Origin of the sequence: Sorangium sp. So ce131 (assembly GCF_051519095.1) — a bacterium.
Lineage (GTDB): Bacteria > Myxococcota_A > Polyangia > Polyangiales > Polyangiaceae > Sorangium.
Map to the genome: position 1 here is coordinate 4644359 of NZ_CP150455.1, position 17290 is coordinate 4661648.

Annotated in this window: 15 protein-coding genes; 5 read left to right on the forward strand and 10 right to left on the reverse strand. The window is 72.4% G+C overall.

Translation table 11 applies throughout. The features are described from left to right. The first annotated feature begins 12 nt into the window (after positions 1-12). Positions 13-588, forward strand: a complete 576-nt coding sequence (locus WMF43_RS17085; protein ID WP_437681445.1) for a c-type cytochrome — start codon at positions 13-15, stop codon at positions 586-588. A gap of 74 nt (positions 589-662) precedes the next feature. Here the strand turns inward: WMF43_RS17085 and WMF43_RS17090 are convergent, their stop codons facing one another. The 3 genes from WMF43_RS17090 to WMF43_RS17100 are packed head-to-tail and all read right to left on the reverse strand — an operon-like array spanning position 663 to position 5187. Further along, positions 663-2117 (reverse strand): hypothetical protein, encoded by a 1455-nt coding sequence (locus WMF43_RS17090; protein WP_437681446.1) that lies wholly within the window; start codon positions 2115-2117, stop codon positions 663-665. Positions 2118-2158: 41 nt separating this feature from the next. Then, positions 2159-3505 carry a DUF1552 domain-containing protein gene (locus WMF43_RS17095; RefSeq protein WP_437681447.1) on the reverse strand — a complete coding sequence of 449 codons (1347 nt, stop codon included), beginning with the start codon at positions 3503-3505 and terminating at the stop codon, positions 2159-2161. Between the two features lie 11 nt (positions 3506-3516). Further along, positions 3517-5187: a DUF1592 domain-containing protein gene (locus WMF43_RS17100; RefSeq protein WP_437681448.1), complete on the reverse strand. Its 1671-nt coding sequence runs from the start codon at positions 5185-5187 to the stop codon at positions 3517-3519. Between the two features lie 443 nt (positions 5188-5630). Here WMF43_RS17100 and WMF43_RS17105 point away from each other — a divergent pair, with 443 nt between their 5' ends. Next, positions 5631-5807 (forward strand): hypothetical protein, encoded by a 177-nt coding sequence (locus WMF43_RS17105; RefSeq protein ID WP_437681449.1) that lies wholly within the window; start codon positions 5631-5633, stop codon positions 5805-5807. Positions 5808-5847: 40 nt separating this feature from the next. Here the strand turns inward: WMF43_RS17105 and WMF43_RS17110 are convergent, their stop codons facing one another. The 5 genes from WMF43_RS17110 to WMF43_RS17130 all read right to left on the reverse strand — a co-directional run bounded on the left by WMF43_RS17110 (position 5848) and on the right by WMF43_RS17130 (position 12744). Next, entirely contained in the window at positions 5848-6180 is a 333-nt protein-coding gene (locus tag WMF43_RS17110) for a hypothetical protein (protein WP_437681450.1), read from the reverse strand. 100 nt (positions 6181-6280) lie between these two features. Beyond that, positions 6281-8566, reverse strand: a complete 2286-nt coding sequence (locus WMF43_RS17115) for a hypothetical protein (protein WP_437681451.1) — start codon at positions 8564-8566, stop codon at positions 6281-6283. Then, complete coding sequence (locus WMF43_RS17120; RefSeq protein ID WP_437681452.1) at positions 8563-10368, reverse strand: TolB family protein; 1806 nt, start codon at positions 10366-10368, stop codon at positions 8563-8565. The genes WMF43_RS17115 and WMF43_RS17120 overlap by 4 nt, the downstream gene beginning before the upstream one ends. A 73-nt stretch (positions 10369-10441) precedes the next feature. Next, positions 10442-11239 carry a formylglycine-generating enzyme family protein gene (locus WMF43_RS17125; RefSeq protein ID WP_437681453.1) on the reverse strand — a complete coding sequence of 266 codons (798 nt, stop codon included), beginning with the start codon at positions 11237-11239 and terminating at the stop codon, positions 10442-10444. Further along, positions 11209-12744, reverse strand: coding sequence for an eCIS core domain-containing protein (locus WMF43_RS17130; RefSeq protein ID WP_437681454.1), 1536 nt, complete (start codon positions 12742-12744; stop codon positions 11209-11211). The genes WMF43_RS17125 and WMF43_RS17130 overlap by 31 nt, the downstream gene beginning before the upstream one ends. Positions 12745-13033: 289 nt before the next feature. Here WMF43_RS17130 and WMF43_RS17135 point away from each other — a divergent pair, with 289 nt between their 5' ends. Further along, positions 13034-13216, forward strand: coding sequence for a hypothetical protein (locus tag WMF43_RS17135; protein ID WP_437681455.1), 183 nt, complete (start codon positions 13034-13036; stop codon positions 13214-13216). Positions 13217-13506: 290 nt separating this feature from the next. Next, the gene (locus tag WMF43_RS17140; RefSeq protein ID WP_437681456.1) at positions 13507-14691 is read left to right on the forward strand and encodes a ferritin-like domain-containing protein; all 1185 of its coding nucleotides are present in this window, start codon (positions 13507-13509) and stop codon (positions 14689-14691) included. Positions 14692-14757: 66 nt separating this feature from the next. Here WMF43_RS17140 and WMF43_RS17145 read toward each other — a convergent pair whose 3' ends face one another. Next, the gene (locus tag WMF43_RS17145) at positions 14758-16053 is read right to left on the reverse strand and encodes a hypothetical protein (RefSeq protein WP_437681457.1); all 1296 of its coding nucleotides are present in this window, start codon (positions 16051-16053) and stop codon (positions 14758-14760) included. Positions 16054-16115: 62 nt separating this feature from the next. Then, positions 16116-16718: a hypothetical protein gene (locus WMF43_RS17150; protein WP_437681458.1), complete on the reverse strand. Its 603-nt coding sequence runs from the start codon at positions 16716-16718 to the stop codon at positions 16116-16118. Positions 16719-16857: 139 nt separating this feature from the next. On the opposite strand from WMF43_RS17150, the gene WMF43_RS17155 reads away from it, so the two are divergent. Next, entirely contained in the window at positions 16858-17274 is a 417-nt protein-coding gene (locus WMF43_RS17155; RefSeq protein ID WP_437684024.1) for a VOC family protein, read from the forward strand. The last annotated feature ends 16 nt before the right edge of the window (positions 17275-17290 follow it).

A 17290-nucleotide genomic window follows, 5' to 3' on the forward strand; every position in this document is an offset into this window, starting at 1 on the left:
TCATCTGCGACCATGGATCCAGAAAAGCCCGGCGCCGGAGGGGGAGAGAAAGAGCAGAACGCGGCCCAGGTCGTCGTGGTGATGCTGATTGTGGCGTTCGGCGCGCTCGCGCTGCCGTGGATGGTCCTGCGCAAGCTGGAGTCCCGGGCGCCGGCGACCGCGTCGAATGTCCCCGGCGTCACCGCGGAGGAGCTCGCGCAGGGCGGGAAGATCTACTACCGCTCGTGCTCCGGCTGTCATGGGTCGAGGGGGGAGGGGAAGCCCGGCCGGTATCCACCGCTCGTCGGCGCCTCATGGCTGCTCGACGACAAGGAGACTCCGATCCGGGTCACGCTGCTCGGCGTCGCCGGCCCCATCGAGGTGAGCGGCGCGCTGTACAACGATGTGATGCCCAACATGGGCGTCACGCTGTCGGACGAGGACATCGCGCTGGTGCTCACCTACACCCGGTCGAGCTGGGGGAACAGCGCGCCGGCGATCGCGACCGAGGAGGTCGCGAAGGTGCGCGCCTCCCTCGGCGACCGGCTGGAGCCGTGGGCCGGCGGCGCGGCGCTCGCGGAGGCCAGGACGGCGAGCAAGGCGCCGTAGGCGTCGCTGGCTGCGATGCCCGCCGACGGCTTAGGCGGCCGCCGGCGACGCCGATCGCCGCACCGGCGGGCTCGTCAGAGCGCGCTGCCCGTGAGCCGCAGCTCGGAGAGGCCGAAGCGCTTGGCGTAGCTCAGGAAGCGCACGCGCACGTAGCGCGCCTTGAAGCCCGTGTTCGTCGCGGTGGACCAGGTGTTCCACCCGCTCGGCTTGCTGTTCGCGGCCACGGTCCAGCTGCTCGGGCTCTCGGCCGCGTAGCTGATCTCCAGCTCCGCGCCGCTGCCCAGGGTGCCCGTGAAGTACTCGAGCTTCGTCACGTTGTACGCCTTCTTCAGATCGATGTACGCCGACACCGGGTATTCGTTCGAAAAGAGCCACTTGTTGTTCAGCCAGATCGCGCCGTCCTCGTGCCCGATCGCGCCGTCGAGCAGGCGCGACGCCGCCTCGGACTTGCCCTCGTCGACGGCCGTGAAGCAGCTGTTCTTCAGGACGCCGCCGCTGCCCACGCAGGGGTCTTCGCCGCCCGGATCGGGGTCCTCGCCGTCGCCGCCGGGATCGGCGCTGCCGTCGAAGGTGGACCGCACCCAGTCCCACCAGGTCACGGCGTGGGGGTTGCCGGTCTCCGTGCTGTAACCGAACTTCCAGCCGATGTGCCCGAGGCCCGCGCCGCAATACGACGGGCTGCTCGGGTCGTCCCACGCGACGCGGGTGAACCAGTCGTAGGTCGCGTCGCGGGCGACCGGCGCCCGGCTGCAATAGAAGTATTGCTGGACGTTCGACAGCGAGCCGCCCCGGTCGAGCAGGAAGCGCACGTTGCCGTCCTGCGAGCCGATGCCCGCGAGCGGGTCCCCCGAGCTGATGCCCCAGAAGCTGGGGAGGGCGACCAGGGCCGCCGTGTCCGCGGGCGCCACGCAATTGCGCGTGTCGCTGCCCTGGCAGGCCTCGAACCCCGCGACGCCGGCGAAGATCGAGTAGGACGCGATCTCGTGGGGCCGCTTCGAGGCGTACGCGATGACCGGGCCGGAGCCGCCCGAGAGGCCCGTCACGTGGACGGCGCCGGACCGCACCTTGTAGCTGCCTCCGAGCGCGCCGAGCAGCGCGTCCTGCTGCGCGGTGTAGTCGGCGACGAACCCGTCCCTCCAGCCGAGGTAACGCGCGGGCGCCGCGATGATGAGGCCCGCGGGCCGGTAACCGTCCTTGATCTTGCGCGTGATGTCGCAGCAGTCCGAGAACTGGTTCTGCACGCCGCCGTTCTGGCCGTTGCCGTGGTGGAACACGATGACCGGGCAGTCGCCCCCGCCCTCGCCGATCCGGCACCCCGCCGCCGCGTAGACGAGCGCCTCGTGCTTGCCGAGGCTCGATTCGTACGAGAACCGGTCCATGCCCGAGCCCTGGTAGTTCCTCTCGGCCACGACGGCCGCGCTCTCCGCGCTCTCGATGTCCGAGAGCTCGCCGTCGGCCGCCACGCAGGCCGCGAGGGCGAGCGGGCTCGCCGAGACCAGGAGAACAGGAGCGATACGTCGAAGATTCATGATGTCCCTCGTTAATTGAAAGTGTATTTACTAAGAGTGCTTCACACGAGGCCCGGCAAGGCCCCGTCGCAAAACGCCGGATCGCCGAAGGTGTCGAGGGAGAGCCCCATCGCCTGGCAGAGCGAGGTGAGCAGATCGTTGTGGGCCCGGTCCTCGAACTTCAGGTAACGACCCGTCCGGAAGTGGCCGCCCGCGCTCCCCGCCAGCAGGAACGGCATGTTCTGGTGGGTGTGGTAGAACCCGTCCGACAGCTCGTTGCACCAGAGGATCACGGTGTTGTCGAGCACCGTGCTGCCGTCGCGCTCGGGCATTTCTTTGAGGCGGCCGAGGAAATACGCGAGCTGCGACGTGTACCAGCGGTTGATGTCGATCACCTTCTGGGTGACGGCCGGATCGGGCGAGCCGTCCTCCCGGAGGACCTGATGGGACAGCTCGTGGTGCCACTCGGGGGCTCCGACCGAGGTGTGCCGCGCGTTCGACGCGGGAGAGGTCCACTGGAGCGAGCCCACGTGGGTGATGCCGCAGCCGAGCGCGGTCGCGAGGATATCCATCTGGGCGCGCCCGACGTCGGGCAGCTTCTCGTACGAGTCCCAGCCCTCCTCCCAGTCGCCCGGGCTGCCGTGGAGCAGCGCGGGGGGCGCGCACGTAATGCGGGCCTCGAGGCGCGCGTCGAGATCCGCGAGCGCGGCCTCGTGGGCGTCGAGCCGCGCTCGGTCGGCGCCGCCGAGCCGCGGCGCGAGGCGCTGGGCCTCGGCGCGGGCGAAGCGGAGCACCTCGCGGCGGCGGCTCTTCCGGCGCAGGGCGTCCGGATCCACGCTCGCGAGCCCCGCGAACGCCCGGTCGAACGCGGCGCTCGGGTTGTTCTCGGGCGGGACCGGCCGCCCCGGGCCGGCGTACAGGAGGTGGTCGTTCGAGCTCGGGGCCTTGGCGCGCACGCCGAGCTCGAGCGAGGGCAGGTAATCGTCCTGCCCGACGGCGGCGGCGATCACCTGATCGACGCTCGGCCCCGACGCCATCTCGTTGCCCTCGTAGAGCTCGGGGAGCCGGCCGGTGAGCAGCTTCGCGCAGCCGTGGCCGCCGCTCGGGCCCTCCTCGGAGACGCGGATGCTCAGCCCGCGCTCCTTGCGGAAGTCCCCGTCCTCCGGGCCCGAGGCGCCGAAGAGGAGGAGGTGGTCGCGGAACGGCTCCAGCGGCTCGAGGATCGGGCCCAGCTTGAAGTCGCGCTCGCCGCCGGTCGGGCGGAACGCCGACTCGATGGTGCCGTTCGGCGTGAACCACACGACGAAGCGCTTGCGCGGGCCGGTTTGATCCCCGCGCGCGACGCGCCCCGACACGAGCGATCCCAGCGCGCCCGCGAGCAGCCCGCCGAGCAACCCACGCCGACTCATCCTGCGTCCGATCACGGCTCACCTCCCTCGTCGCCCGAGGATCCGGCCACGCGCCGCGTCCGGAAGGCCTCGCTCTTCACGATCCTCACGAGCAGCGACCGGATGTCGCCGCCCTCCGCCTCGAACGCCTCGCCGAGCGACTCGAGCGCGCACGCGTCGCCGCCCGCGCCGCCCCGCCGCACGGCGTACCGGAACCAGTGCTCGACGAAACACGCGCGCGCGTCGACCGAGGAGACGAGCCGCGCGGCGAGCTCGACGCCGCCGTCGACCTCCCCGTCCGCGCCCTCGGTCGCGACGATGGCGCCGGTCGCGTCGATGGGCGCGCCGTTCTCCTCGGCGCGGTAGCGCCCGAGCGCGTCGTACGTCTCCAGGGCGAAGCCGAGGGGATCGATGAGCCCGTGGCAGCCCTGGCAGGCCGGCTGCGAGGTGTGCGCCGCGAAGCGCTCGCGCGTCGTCTTGGCCGGCTCCGCGGCGGGCGTGGGCACGTTGAACTCGACGCTCGGGGGCGGCGGCAGGAGCTCCTGGCAGAGGATCTTCTCGCGCAGGAACACGCCGCGCCGGATCGGATCCGACTGGTCGAACTTGGCGAGCTTCGCGAGCAGCGCCGGCTGGGTGAGCAGCCCGAGGCGCGTCTCCGGGTCGAGCTCGACGGGGGAGAGCTCGTCGCCGAGCTCGCCCTCGACGCCGTAGAGGTCCGCGAGGCGCGCGTTCACGAAGGCGCGGCGGGACGTGAACAGGTCGTCGTAGGTCCCGCCCGACCAGACCGCGTCGTCGAGGAAGGCCTCGAGCGAGGCCTCGAGGTCCTGGGCCAGCGCGGCGTCGAGCTCCGGGTAGGCCTCCGGGTCGCGGTTGATGGCGCCGATGTCGTCCACGCCGAGGAGCTCGCGGAAGAACGCCGCGGTGGTCTCGCGGGCGCGCGGGTCGTCGAGCATGCGGCGCGCCTCGGCCTCGACGTCCTCCGGCGTGCGCAGCCGGCCCTCGGCGGCGGCCTGGAAGAGGGCGTCGTCCGGCATCGTGCCCCAGAGGAAGTACGAGAGGCGGCTCGCGAGCTCGTGATCGCGGAGGGTGATGACGTCGCCGGGCGCCGCGCCCTCGTCGTCGGGCCAGTGGTAGAGGAACTGCGGCGAGACGAGCGCCGCCTCGATGACGAGGCCGACGCCCTCGAGGAAGGGCCGCGCGCCGCCCTCGCGCGCGGCGCGGTAGACGCCGAGCAGCGCGGCCTCCTCGGCGGCCGCGATCGGCCGGCGGAAGGCGCGCGCGCCGAACGTCTGCACGAAGGCGCGGGCGCAGGCGTCGTCCTCGGTCGCGCAGGGGACGACGCGCTCCGGGTGCTCGAGGGCGCGCGCGGCGAGCGCCTCGGCGGCGCCGTGGAGCTTCTCGACGAGCAGCGGAGAGACGGTGAGCCCGAGGGAGAAGCCCTCGACGGCGTCGTCCGCGGGGAAGCCGCTGGAGGGGCGCGCCTCGTCGGGGTCCAGCGCGAGCAGGTCGACGACGGTGCGGTCGTACTGGTCGCGCGTCAGGTGGGCGAGCGGGAGCGGCGAGGTTTCGCAGGCGGCGCCGGTCGCGGCGCCGGGCTCATCCTCGCCGGCGCCGAGGATGCCGGTGCATCCGCCGAGCAGCGCCGGAGAGGCGAGCGTGAGCCCGGCAAGTCCAAGCGAGAGAAGGAGGGAAGAAGTGCGCATCGTGGGTCCTCAAGGGGCGCCGGATGGCGTCTCGTGAGGACGTTCAGCACGGGCTGTGCCGCCGCTGGATGCGCGAGAAGGACGGGATTCCGGGGGTGAGGGTGACATGGGAGGTCGCGCGCGCCCGCGGGGGCGCGACGTCCGGTGTCACAGGGCGGGGTGGGCGCGACCTCGCGCGTCGCAGGTCGCGGGGCCGCGGCGTGGAAGCGTCGCGGGGAGGCGGCTCCGCGTCGCGACCGCCGGAGCGAGGCGACGGGGCCGGTCGAGCGGGGGAGGCAGCGATGTGCAGTTTTCCAGCGTGGGCGCAGGGTTAGCGCAGGGACTGGTCGCAGCGTTTACGCCGCCGCTGCTGGTGCTCCGGAGGCTCGCATGGCGCGGTGTCGACAAGGTCTCTCGTCGTTCGTGCAAGTCACCGCGGTGGCCCTGAGCCTCGGGCTCTCGGCGTGCGACGGAATCCGCTCGTCGTACGTGCCGACGGCCGGAAGCCCGCGCCCCATGCGCCCGAAGCCGCGCTCGGATCGCCGAGCCTGGAGCCGCTGCTGGCCGAGGCGGAGCGGGACGAACGACAGCACCTGCGCGGTTACGCCGAGCGGGTCCGGCGCGGCGAGGTCGATCCCTGAGGCGGAGCAAGCGCGATCCTTCGCGAAAGCCGCCCTCGGGTCAGCCTTGCTGACGCAACCATGCGCGGATCGCCGGCCGGATGACGTTATCGAAGTGCGCTTCCTTGGCAGCTCGACACCGCTCTCCCTCGGCCTTCATCTCGGCGCGCCGAACCGGGTCGGGCTCGGATTCGTACCTATAGATTCCCCCGCAGATCCAGACCCGCGGGCCTTCAGCCTCGCTGATCGCGCGCAAATGGTCCACGAGCTCGGTTCGCCACTCGTCAGGCGTTGCCGCCACGACCTCGGCGACATTGGCGGGCGTGAGCAAATCGATGAGGCGAGAGACCACTTCGCCCCTCGCCAGCAAGCCGTCGTCCCAGCTCGCGATCACCTCTCGCACCTCTGCGTCAACGGGCATGGGCGAACGGTAGCTCGTCCGGGCCGGCCTGTTCCACGAAGCCGAGCCGCAACAGGCCGGCCAGGCCGCCGATTCACTCCCGCACAGGCTCTTCCAGATCTGCCCCGAAGTGCGCGCGGTACGCCCGCCGCGCGGCCTCGCGCAGCTCGTCGTCGCCGCGGCGCGCCTGCTCCTCGAACGCGAGCGTGTACGCCTCCGGGTCGACATCGCGCGCCCCGGACCGCAGCCTCTTGCCGGCGAGTGTCTCCAGGACGAGCACGGCGACCCGGCGCTCGGCGCCGCCCCGCGCGGCGATCCCGAAGGGGAAGAGGTGCACGAGCGTGAGCTGCGGCGGCGCGTCCCTGGCCGTCATCTCGGCGAGGTAGGCGGAGAGCTCGCGGTTCGCGCGGTCCTGCGCCTCGTCGGCGAAGCCGGCGAGCAGCTCGGCCACGGCGGACGAGAGGGGCAGGGCAGGGCCGTCCACCTGGTGCTGGAGCTCGTGCCGCTCGGTGCCGGAGAGCACGGCCTGCTCCAGCCCGGCGCCGAGCCGCCCGCGCAGCGCGGCGAGCGCGGCGTCGCACCGCGCGAGGGCGCCCGCGTGCGCGCCGTCCGGGCTCGCCGCGCCGTGCAGGCACGTGGCGCCCTCCTGGCCGGCGCGCTCGGCGTACGCGCGGACCTCCGAGCCGAGGACGAGCGCGAAGGGGTCCTGGTCGCGCGAGAAGCCGAGGTGGACGCGGCGGTCGCCCGTCATCGGCTCGACGAGCAGCGTCGCGAAGCGGTCGTCGCCGACCCGGAAGCCGTGCACCTCCTTCACGCGGTAAGGCGTCGTGTAGAACCGGCGCACCGGGCCCTCGGACGAGACGCCGAGGTAGACGGACGCGTCGAGATAGTACGGCAGCTCGGCCCGCCGCGCGGCGTCGTTCACCTCGGCGACGAGCCGGCCGAACACGCGGCCGGAGAGCTCGAGGTCGTCCACCTGGGCGGCGAGCGCCGCGAGCGCCGCCGCGAAGTCGCCGCCGTTCGGCTGCGCCCTGGCGGCCGCGAGCATCTCGCGGCCGTGCGCCTTCGTCATCACCTGGGCCTGCGCCCCCGTGCCCTGCGCGCCGCGCGCGTGAGCGTCGCGCGCGAGGCGCGCCCGCTCCCAGCTCGGCAGGAGCTCGCCGAAGACCTTGTCCCATGCGTCCGTGGGCGCGCCGAGCTTCCAGTCGACGCCCTTCGGCGCGGGGCGGCCGAGCACGAACATCGCGCCGAGCAGCGCCGCGACCGTCGCCGCGGCGGCGCCGGCCGCCACGATCGGCCGCGCGCCCCCCGCGCTGCCGGCGCCGCCCGCGCCAGCGGCAGCATCAGCCCCACCGTAAGATTCCAGCTCGGCTTCAGGCACCGTGACGCCGAGCGCGAGCACCTCGATCGCGGAGGCGAGCACCGCCACGACCGCGGCGAGCAGGAGCGCGAAGAAGGCGACCATGGCCGCCTCCACGCCCCAGCCGCCCGAGAGGAACACGCGGTAGACGAAGAGCAGCATGAGGCCGGGCATGGCCCACACCGCGGCGATCGCGAGGCCCGGGTGCTCGCGCCTCGGCGCGCGGCGCGCGTAGGCGAGGCCGAGCAGCGCGATCGCGAGCGGCCCGAGCACGAAGAGCAGGACCATGGCGTACCCGAGCTGGAAGCGCGCGTCGGGCAGCGTCGCGACGAGCACGACCGCGCGCGCGATCGTCTGCGCGGGGATCTCGCCGCGCGACGGCCACAGGTAGAACACGAGCGCCGCGGCGGCCGACGCGACGAGCAGCGCGCTGCCGGCCCGGCGCGCCCGCGCGTGGAAGCGCAGCACCACGCCCGCCGCCGTGAACGCGAAGACCGCGAGGAACGGCGCCGGCCGCGTGGTCATGCTGTCCGGCAGCGGCAGCATGTCCCACGCGGCGCTCTGGCGGCCGATCCACAGCGCGGCGTTCACGGTCACGAACGCGGCGAGCACGGCGATGGCGCGCGACGTCGGCCGCTCGATCAGCAGGCCGGCGCGGTCCTTCGTGCGCAGGGCGAGGAAGATCAGCCACAAGCCGGCCATCGCGGGCGCGAGCGCGGCGATCTTCGCCGCGGGCGGGAGCTCGGGCAGCACGCTCCACACGAAGATGCCGTGCCCGAAGGCGACCTCGTACGGAACGAGCGCCGACAGCGCGAGCGCGAGGCCGCCGAGCAGGCAGCGCGCGCGCAGGCGCTCGGCCGACATGCGGTAGAACATCGCGGTCGCGGCGCCCTCCTCGCCGGGAGGCGCGCCGGCGCCCTGCGGCGGAGGCGCGCCGGCGCCCTGCGGCGGAGGCGCGCCGGCGCCCTGCTGGAGAGGGACAACGTCGCCGGCTTGCAGCGGGGCGCCGGGCGCGCTCACGGCTCGACCGCCGCGCTCGCGATCCGCGAGACCCACCGCTTCCGCGGGAACACCGGATCGCGGTACCGCACCTCGAAGAGCACGCGCTTCCCGTCGGCCGAGAAGTGCGGCACGCCCTCCTCGGCGGTGCCCTGCGTGAGCTTCTTCACCTCGCCCGTCGCGAGCGTCAGCACCGCGATGTCCGTGCTCCCAGGGCCCTGCGCCACGAACGCGACGCGCGCGGCGTCGGGCGAGAACGTGGGCCACTCCGCGCGGCCTTCGACAGCGTAAACCTTCCGGGTCCACGTCGCCGTGTCGATGACCGCGATCCCGGGCTCGCCGCCGTCGACCACACACACGAGCTTCGCCCCGTCCCTGGACGCGGCCGGATACCGCAGGTCCTCCTCCGGCTTCGCCTTGAACGGGCGCTCGATCGACAGGGGCTGCTTGCTCACGTCGACCAGCGCGAGGTGCCGCGCCTCGTCCGCCTCCGCCTCGGGCACGTAGACGAACGCGAGCCGCTCCTCGTCGAGCCAGGTGAACCCGCCGAGCGACTGGTTCTCGGTGTGCAGGCCGAACACCTCCTTGCCGCCGTCGGTCTCGAGCACCATCAGATCGGCCGGCGCGCCGGGCGCGGGGCGATCGTACGCCGCCACGAACTTGCCGCCCGGGGCGAGCCTCGGGTCCACGAAGCGGTGCTCGGGATCGATGCGCACGCGCTTCTCCTGCCCGGATCGGTCGACGGTCGTGATCGTCTTGGCCCATCCGAAGAGGTCCTCGACCAGCGCGACCCGGTCGCCGTCGCGCTGCGACGAGGGGTACGAGTAGACGTGGTAGCCCCTCCACATCGGCTTCGGGGCGCCGGGATCCGTGGTCGGAGCCGCCTTCTGGTCGAGCGGCCGCCACGCGACGGTCTCCAGCGCCTCGCTGCGGACGAGCTGCTTCGAATGGACCGAGAAGAACACCGACACGTCGGCCGTCTTCACGAAATAGCCGCCCTCCGAGGCGCCCACGAGCAGGTCCTCCGCCGCGGGGTGCGACAGGAACGTCACGCGCCCCTGCTCGTCTGCCTCGACCTCCCGCGCGCGGGATGTGTACGTGTCGCTGGCCCTGCCGAGCTCCGCGGCGCGGCTCTTCAGGAACGTCCGCGCGGGCTGCAGCCGCTCCAGCAGCTTGATGTCCGATCCCTCCGTGATCTCGCGGACCGAGGGGTGGTCCATGAGCTGCGCGATCACGGCGTCGAGCGCCTGCGACGCCATGGAGTCCGCGAGCAGCGCGAGGGCCCGGTCCTTCTTCGTCGCGCCCGAGTAGCCGCGGAGCCGCCCCTCGGTGGACGTGCCCTTCTCGAGGAACGTGAGCGTCACCGGGGCGTCGACCCGGAGCTCGAAGTACCCCTCCTTGACCGGGTGCTCCACGACCTCCGGCGCGAGGCGCGCCTCGATGATGAAGCCGGCGCCCAGCGCCTTCGCCGCCAGCTTCGGATCCTGGGCGCTCTCCAGCGCCTTCATCACCTTCGGGTCGCCGCCCTTCACCGGATCGAACCCGAGCTCGGCGAGCTCCGCGCTGAGCTCGTCGGCGAGCCGCGCCGCCGGCTGCGACCCCTCCCACCAGTACCCGTCGAGGTCGATCGCGACGAGGATGCGCAGCGGATCGGTCGCGGTGAGCGAGCGGAAGACGAAGAAGCCCGCCGCCGCGAGCGCGAGGCCGATCACCGCGAAGACGGGCCAGAGCCGGCGCTTCGGCACGATGGCCTCGAGCGACTCCGGCGGTTCCGGCTCGGGGGCGGGGGGTTGCGCGTCGGTCGGGTTTCGAGGCTCCTCCATGAAACGCGACGTGCCCTATCCGCGCGAGCGCGTAAAGGCGCCCGCAGGATTGAGGTCCGCAGGACATCGTCCTTTATCGCGGCGGCGTCGAGCGGGCGCAACGAAACCCGAGCGCGGGCTCGGCCGCGTTCGGGAGCGCGGTGTTGCGGCTCGCCGCGTGCAGCATCTGGTTCACCGGGCTGAGCGGATCGAGGAAGCTGCCGCCCCGCTGCACGCGGAGATCGCCGGCCGCCGGCCCGATCGGATCGAGCGCCACCGCGGCCGCGTGGTGCCGGTAGGCGTCGCGGTCGTACCAGTCGGCCACCCACTCGGATACGTTGCCGCTCATATCGAGCGCTCCGTACGGGCTTGCGCCGCGGGGGCTCGCGCCGACACGTCGCGGCGCGCCGCCGCATTCGTTGTAGTTCGCCCGCTCGCACGTGGGCTCCTCGTGGCCCCACGGATAGGGCCGTCCGTCGTCGCCGCGCGCCGCTCGCTCCCACTCCGCCTCGGTCGGCAGCCGGGCCTCGCGCCAGGCGCAATACGCCGCGGCGTCCTGCCACGTCACGCAGCCGACCGGCAGATCGTCGAGAGGTCCGAGCGGGCAGCGGGGCGCCGCGCAGCGGCCGGCTGCGACACAGGCGACGTACGCGGCGCGCGAGACCTCCACGCGATCGATGAAGAACGTCGACAGCCGCACGGCGTGCAGGGGCGCGTCGCCCTCGGTGTCATCACACCGCCCGTCGATGGATACATCGCAGCCCATGCGGAACTCGCCGCCGGGGACACGCACCATGCCCGGCTGCGCGATCGAGCAGCCGGCGAGCGTCAGCGCCGCGAGCCCCGCGAGCCACCGTCGCGTCAGATCGTCGTCTGCGTCATGCCGTCGCATGTGACCGGATCCCACCAGATGCTCTCGCCGTTGAACTTCCCGCCGTAGACCGTCGGCAACCCATAGATCGTCCCCGCGGGATGACCGAGGGTCTTCTGGATCATTTGATAGAGCTTGCCCAGGTCGAAGCAGCGCGGATCGCAGCGGTTGCGGGCCGCCTGCTGCACGAAATAATGCGTCGTGATGAACGGGAACTTCCCCGCCTCGAGGGCTGCGAGCAGGTAGAGCCGCTCCACTTCCGCATACTGCTGCGCTGTGTAGGGGGTCGGCAGCTTCTTGGCCTTGCGGCCTCCGAGGCAGTCGCTGCCCGCGTCCTCGACGATCTCGACGTGCGCCGACGAGCTGATCAGGGAGCTGCGCCGGTCGAAGAGCGGCTTGAGCTGCTGGCAGGCGCTGTTGAACAGGTTGCGCCGGTCGCTCACGTCCTTCACCGCCTTCGCGTCCTTCGGGTCCGCCGCGTCCGCGATCACCGACGCGATCCCGGACGCGGCCGCCCTGGCGCACAGGTTGTCGACCGACCAGTACCCGCCGGCGAAGATCTTCCCGGTCCCGGTGAGTTGCTTCACCGTGTTGTCCCGGTACTGCTTCAGCTCCTTGGCGAAGAGCTTCTCCTCTGATTTCGGCAGCAGGTCGGGCCGCTTCGCCAGCGCCTCGTCGAGCGCTGCGTCCCGCGCCGTCGCGTCGGCGGCCTGCCACGCCTGACGCAGGAGCGGCTCGCGCGCGGCCTGCTTCATCACGTCGTCGCCCTGCTCGTCCTCGGTCACCGTCGGGCGGCGCCGCTCGAAGAAGGTGGTGCTGGACACGACCGATGGATTGCTCGCCGGCACCGTCGCCAGGTAGCCCTGGCCGAGCGCCGTGTGCCCGTGGCGGACGAGATCGCCCTTCCGCTTCGCTCCCGGCTCCGGTGAGGCCGTATCGTGGAGCACGAACCGCCGATCGCCTGTCGCCGGTGCTGCTGCGGCGGAACCGCCGGCTGCCGGGCCAGTGCGTGCGACGATAGCCTTCCTGTCCGCCTCCGAGAGCGGGCGCTGGGCCATATTGCCTCCCGGCGGCTGATCCGTGTCCTTGCTCCGCGCCTCCCTGCGGGCTTCCTCCCGGCGAAGCGCGGCCTCGTTCAACGCGTCTTCCGCCATCTGGCGCTCGTCCCCAGAGAGGCCCTCCGGGATAGGGGGCCGCCGCGCGAGCCAGGGGGACGCGCCCGTCTGCTGGATCGTATGGGCCAGCTCGTGCGCCAAGAGGTGACGGCCGCGAGGGGTCTGCGGCTCATAACGGCCCTCGGCGAACACCACGTGTTGCCCGACGGTGTAGGCCAGGGCGTTCACGTCCCGCGCAGACTGCGCCGCGCGCGAGCCGCTGTGCACCCGCACGCGGCTGAAGTCCCAGCCAAAACGCGGCTCCATGAATTGACGAGCGGCCCGATCGAGCGGCTCCCCCGGCGACTGCAGGGTCTCCTGCACGCTGGGGGGAGCGAACGAGCCGACAGGTGAGGAGCCTGCCGATTTCATCTGGAGCTTGTCTTCGTCCTCCTCGGCGCATCCGGAGCATTTCCGCAGGAGCGCTTCGCCACGGACCGTCGCCGCTGGCCCGCTCGTCGCGCGTCGGGGGGCGGGCATGCGCATCACCTTGTCGGCCGCGTCGTCCGCCTCGCGTTCGCACGGGTCGCCTGGAGAGCTGATGGTGGCCTTGCGCTGAAGCGGCGCCGTGACGGAGATCCGGGAGAAATCGAGCGCAGGACGCGGCCCGATGACCGGAGCCCCAGCGGTCTCCACGCCCGCCGCCGGAGCAGCGCGCCCGATGCGCGACCACGCAGCGCTGCTGGGAGCGGGCGAGCCCGGCGCGACGCCGCGCCGCCTCTCCTCGAGCCCCCCTGGCACAGCGACCGATCCGGCGCTGCTCGACGTTGCCCCAGGCCAGAGCGGCTTCGCCGGCGCCTCGTTCACCTGGTGCTGCGACGTGGGCCCCGGAACAGGAGAGTAAGGCGGACGCGGCTTCCGGTCGAACGTGAACATGGCGGATCCCTCCCCGTCGTGGTCAATTCGAGGCTATCAGCGCTCGACAGGCATGTCTACATGTCTACGGAGAGGAACCCGTCATTGCGAGCCCCGAGGGGATCATCGGTGGTCCACGGCGATGCCGGATCGGGGCGGCATGACTGCTCGATCATGCCGCGCGAAGGCGGGAGCGCGCGTTCGGCCTGAGCGCGGGAGCGGCATGCGTCGTGCACGGGCCTGCGCGTCCAGGCCAACTCCTCAACAACGAGGTCCCCGATGAACACCGCACAAGGCTTCCGCCGCACGCTCGCCCATCGCCTCTTCACCCTGCTCGCGCTGCCCGCCGCGGGCGCCGCCGCCGGCTGCGTCACCGCCATGAGCAGCTGCCCCGACGACCCGAAGACGACCTCCGAGGTCGCCTGTTTCGCGTGGCCGCAGGACGGCGTGGGCGGCCCCGGAGGCGCCGGCGGCGGGGGTGAGCCAGGAGGCGCCGGCGGCGCGGGCGAGCCCGTCGTATGCCCCTCACGGTCGGAAGGGGAGCAGATCCTCAACAGCACACACTTCGCGAATCACCAGGTCAAGAGCGACGGGACGTTCCAGGACAGCCAGTGTTGCTATCAGGCCGACGTCACCCCGATGTGCGAGGGGCGCCCGTACCTCGTCGACGCGGTGGCGCGGACGGCGCCCTCCGTCCGCGCCCGCGGCGATGCGGGGTGGGGCGCGGCGGAGGCCATGACGCCGCAGATCGAGTTGCTGACCGCCGATCTGCGCGAGGCCCTCTCGGCGGCGTGGACGCGCGACGCGCTCTTCGAGCACGCGTCCGTGGCCTCGTTCGGCCGCTTCGCCCTCGAGCTGCTCGCGGCGGGCGCGCCGGCGGACCTCGTGGAGGAGGCCCACCGCGCGGCGCTCGACGAGGCCCGCCACGCGCGCCTCTGCTTTGCCCTGGCGAGCGCCTACGCGGGCGAGACGGTCGCGCCCGGCGCATTCCCTTTCGAGGGGCGCGTGGAGGTCGAGGCGGACCTCGCGTCGATCGCGGCGCGCGCCGCGAAGGAGGGCTGCATCGGCGAGACCATCGCGGCCGTCATCGCGGCCGAGGAGCTCGGCGCCGCGGAGGACCCGGCGGTGCGGGGCGCGCTCGCGGTCATCGCCGCGGACGAGGCGCGGCACGCGGAGCTCGCGTGGCGCACGGTGGCGTGGGCGATCCGCGCGGGAGGCGAGCGCGTGCGCGCGGCGGTGGAGGAGGCGTTCGCGGGGCTCGGGCGCGCGACGGCGGGGGAGAACGTCGATGAGGCGGAAAGCGACGGCGCGGAGAGCGCCCGGCTCGCGGCGCACGGGAGGCTCGGGGCTGCGGCGCGCGGCGAGGCGGCCGCGCGGGCGATCGAGGAGGTCGTGCGGCCCGCGGCGAGGCTGCTGCTGGCAGGGCGCCGGGACGGAGCGGCCCGGAGCGCGACGGCGGTTTGACCGGAGGCGCCCCTCCGGCTTGCGCGCCCACCGCCGCCCCGCGTTGCGTCGCGACGTGACCGACCGCTAGCACCAAACGCCCCCGTATCCCTTCGCGCTGCCAGAACCCACTTCCGCAGCCTGTGGCAGCACAGGCCGTGCGTCTGACGGCGTCCGGCCTGTGGCGGCGAACCCCATCACGACGCGGCGCCCGCCGAGCCACGGCAAGGCAATCTCGGCCGCGTTGAAGCGTTGGACCAGCGGGCGCAGCCAGGCTCGACGCGCTGGGGAGGCCAGCACGACCAGCAGGTGCGAGGGCGTGAGGATCAAGTCGGCGTCGCGCATCAGCACCCAGCGCCGCAGCGTGCGCGGGTGGGCGAAGCGGAAGCGAGGGGGCAGGGCGTCGCCCAGGGCCAGCAGAGCGTCCCAGGCGAGCGCGGCGACCCAGGCGCAGAGCGCGAGCGGTCCTTGACGAAACCCCGGGCGGTCGGGCCGGCCGCGCTTGGGGTAACCGCTTGCCGAGGTGTCGATCCACAGGTCGCGAACGCCGATTCGGTGGCCCTGCTCGTGGTGCTGGCGCGTGCGGTACTCGTGCAGCAACTCCAGGGGCGGCGTCGTATCGTCGTGCAAGACGAAGAGCGCGTGCCAGCGGTCCTTGCCCTTCATCGCGCGCTCGCGCACGACGACGGTACGGAGGGGCCGAGCGATGCCGCGGATCGTGGTGGTCGTCTCGGTCAGCTCGATCTGCTTGGGCTTGGCGCCCTTGTACCGGCCGGGCTCCTCGTAGGGCGTGAACCGCGCTCGTGGCAACCGCTTCCAGGCGTTGACATAGCCTGGCCGACGAGGCGCGCGGATCAAGAACACGGTTTTGCTGAAGCGATCGAGGCGCCGGAGGCCTTCGTTGGTGGCGGAGGCGCCCGCGTCGATGATCAAGCGAAGCTGACGAACCCGGACGCGCCGACGTACAGCGCGCAGGAAGTCGACGGTCCGGTCGATGAGCTTGCCGTTGCCGCGGGTGACGACGAGACCGAGAAAGCGGCGCGCCTTGGGCCAGTGCAGGAAGAAGAGCTTCTCGGCCCGCATCTTCTTGTTGCGGAGGGTGTGGAAGCCCTTCGGGATCTTGAACTTGCGCGTGAAGCGGGCGACGACGTGCTCGTCGAGGCTCAGCGTCACCTTCCGGTGGCGCAGCGCGCCCCACGACTCGGTGGCGTGCGTGAGTTTCTTGACCGCTGCCGTCGTCACCGCGCGCACCAGCCCGCCGAGGCGAGACCGAGACATGACCTTCTTGCCGCCCGACAGGATCGCGAAGCCCGCATCGTCGAGGGTCTCGAAGTGAAAGATGCGCTCGATGCCCAGGGCCGCGCGGAAGAAGAGCGACAGCACAAGGCGCCGCGCCTTGTCCGCACTTCCCAGCGCCCTGGCCAGCGTGCGCTCCGCGACGCGGCTCAGGGCGAGCGCGGCCGGCAGCAGGAGGAAGGCGCACCCGAAGTGGGTGCGCCCGATGAGGTGGGGCGCGCGACATGCGCCTCCGCGCGATCGTGATCCGGACGAAAGACGTACAGGCCATAGGCGTCGAGAAACCGGCGGAGCGTCTGCTGCTCAATATCGATCCCGAACTCGCGCGCGATGAACGCGACCACCTCGGGCTGAGTGCATCGCGGATGGTCGACCAGGTACTTGGCTATCGGGCCGGCATGCTCCGGGCGCAGCCGCGGTTGCCGATGTCGGCCGAGCTCCGCCCAGATCGACTCGAGCATCTGGTGCGTCGTGAGCGTGCGCACGGTGCGCATGGCCCGGTCGGTGCGGCCCACCGCCGCGCCCACTTGCGCCGCCGTCAGGCCCATGTCCGCATGCAGGAGAAAAAAGGCTGCAACGCGCAGCAGGATCGGCTGGGCCGCAATGACGGCCACGAACCGCACCGCCGCCTCCAGCAGGACTTGCTGCGCTCGTGTCGCCCCCTCCAGCACGTCCGCATGCTCGCGCTGCCAACGTCCCCACGCCTGCTGCGGCGCCTCGCTCGCCTGTGTCGTCGCCGTGTCCGTCGCCATGATGCCCTCCCCACGACGAGCATCCCACAGGGACGACACCGTGCAGCAGCCAGGCTCAGACGGCGATCATGCGTTGAGGTGGAAGTCGTCGGTGAACGCTCCGAAGGGCTCGGGGGCGTTTGGTGCTAGAGTCGGCCGCATGTCCGATCTGCTCGTCAACATCGACGTGCCGGAGCTCGAGCCTGCAATCGCGTTTTACACCCGCGCGTTCGGCCTGCGTACCGCGCGGCGTTTCGGCGATTCCGGCATCGAGCTCCTCGGCGCTTCGGTCCCGATTTACCTCCTGGTGAAGCCGGCCGGCAGCGCGCCCGCTGCCGGTGCGTCGCCGCGCGACTACCGACGCCACTGGACCCCGGTCCACCTCGACTTCGTCGTCGACGATCTCGAGGCCGCCGCGCGCCGCGCGCAGGAGGCGGGCGCGGTTCCCGAGTCCGAGATCGAGGTCGCCGACTGGGGGCGCATGATCCGCCTGGCCGATCCCTTCGGCCACGGCGTCTGCCTGATTCAATTCAGCGCCCGCGGCTACGACGCGATCACCACGACCGGCGGAGCGTGAGCCAGGCACCTTCGAG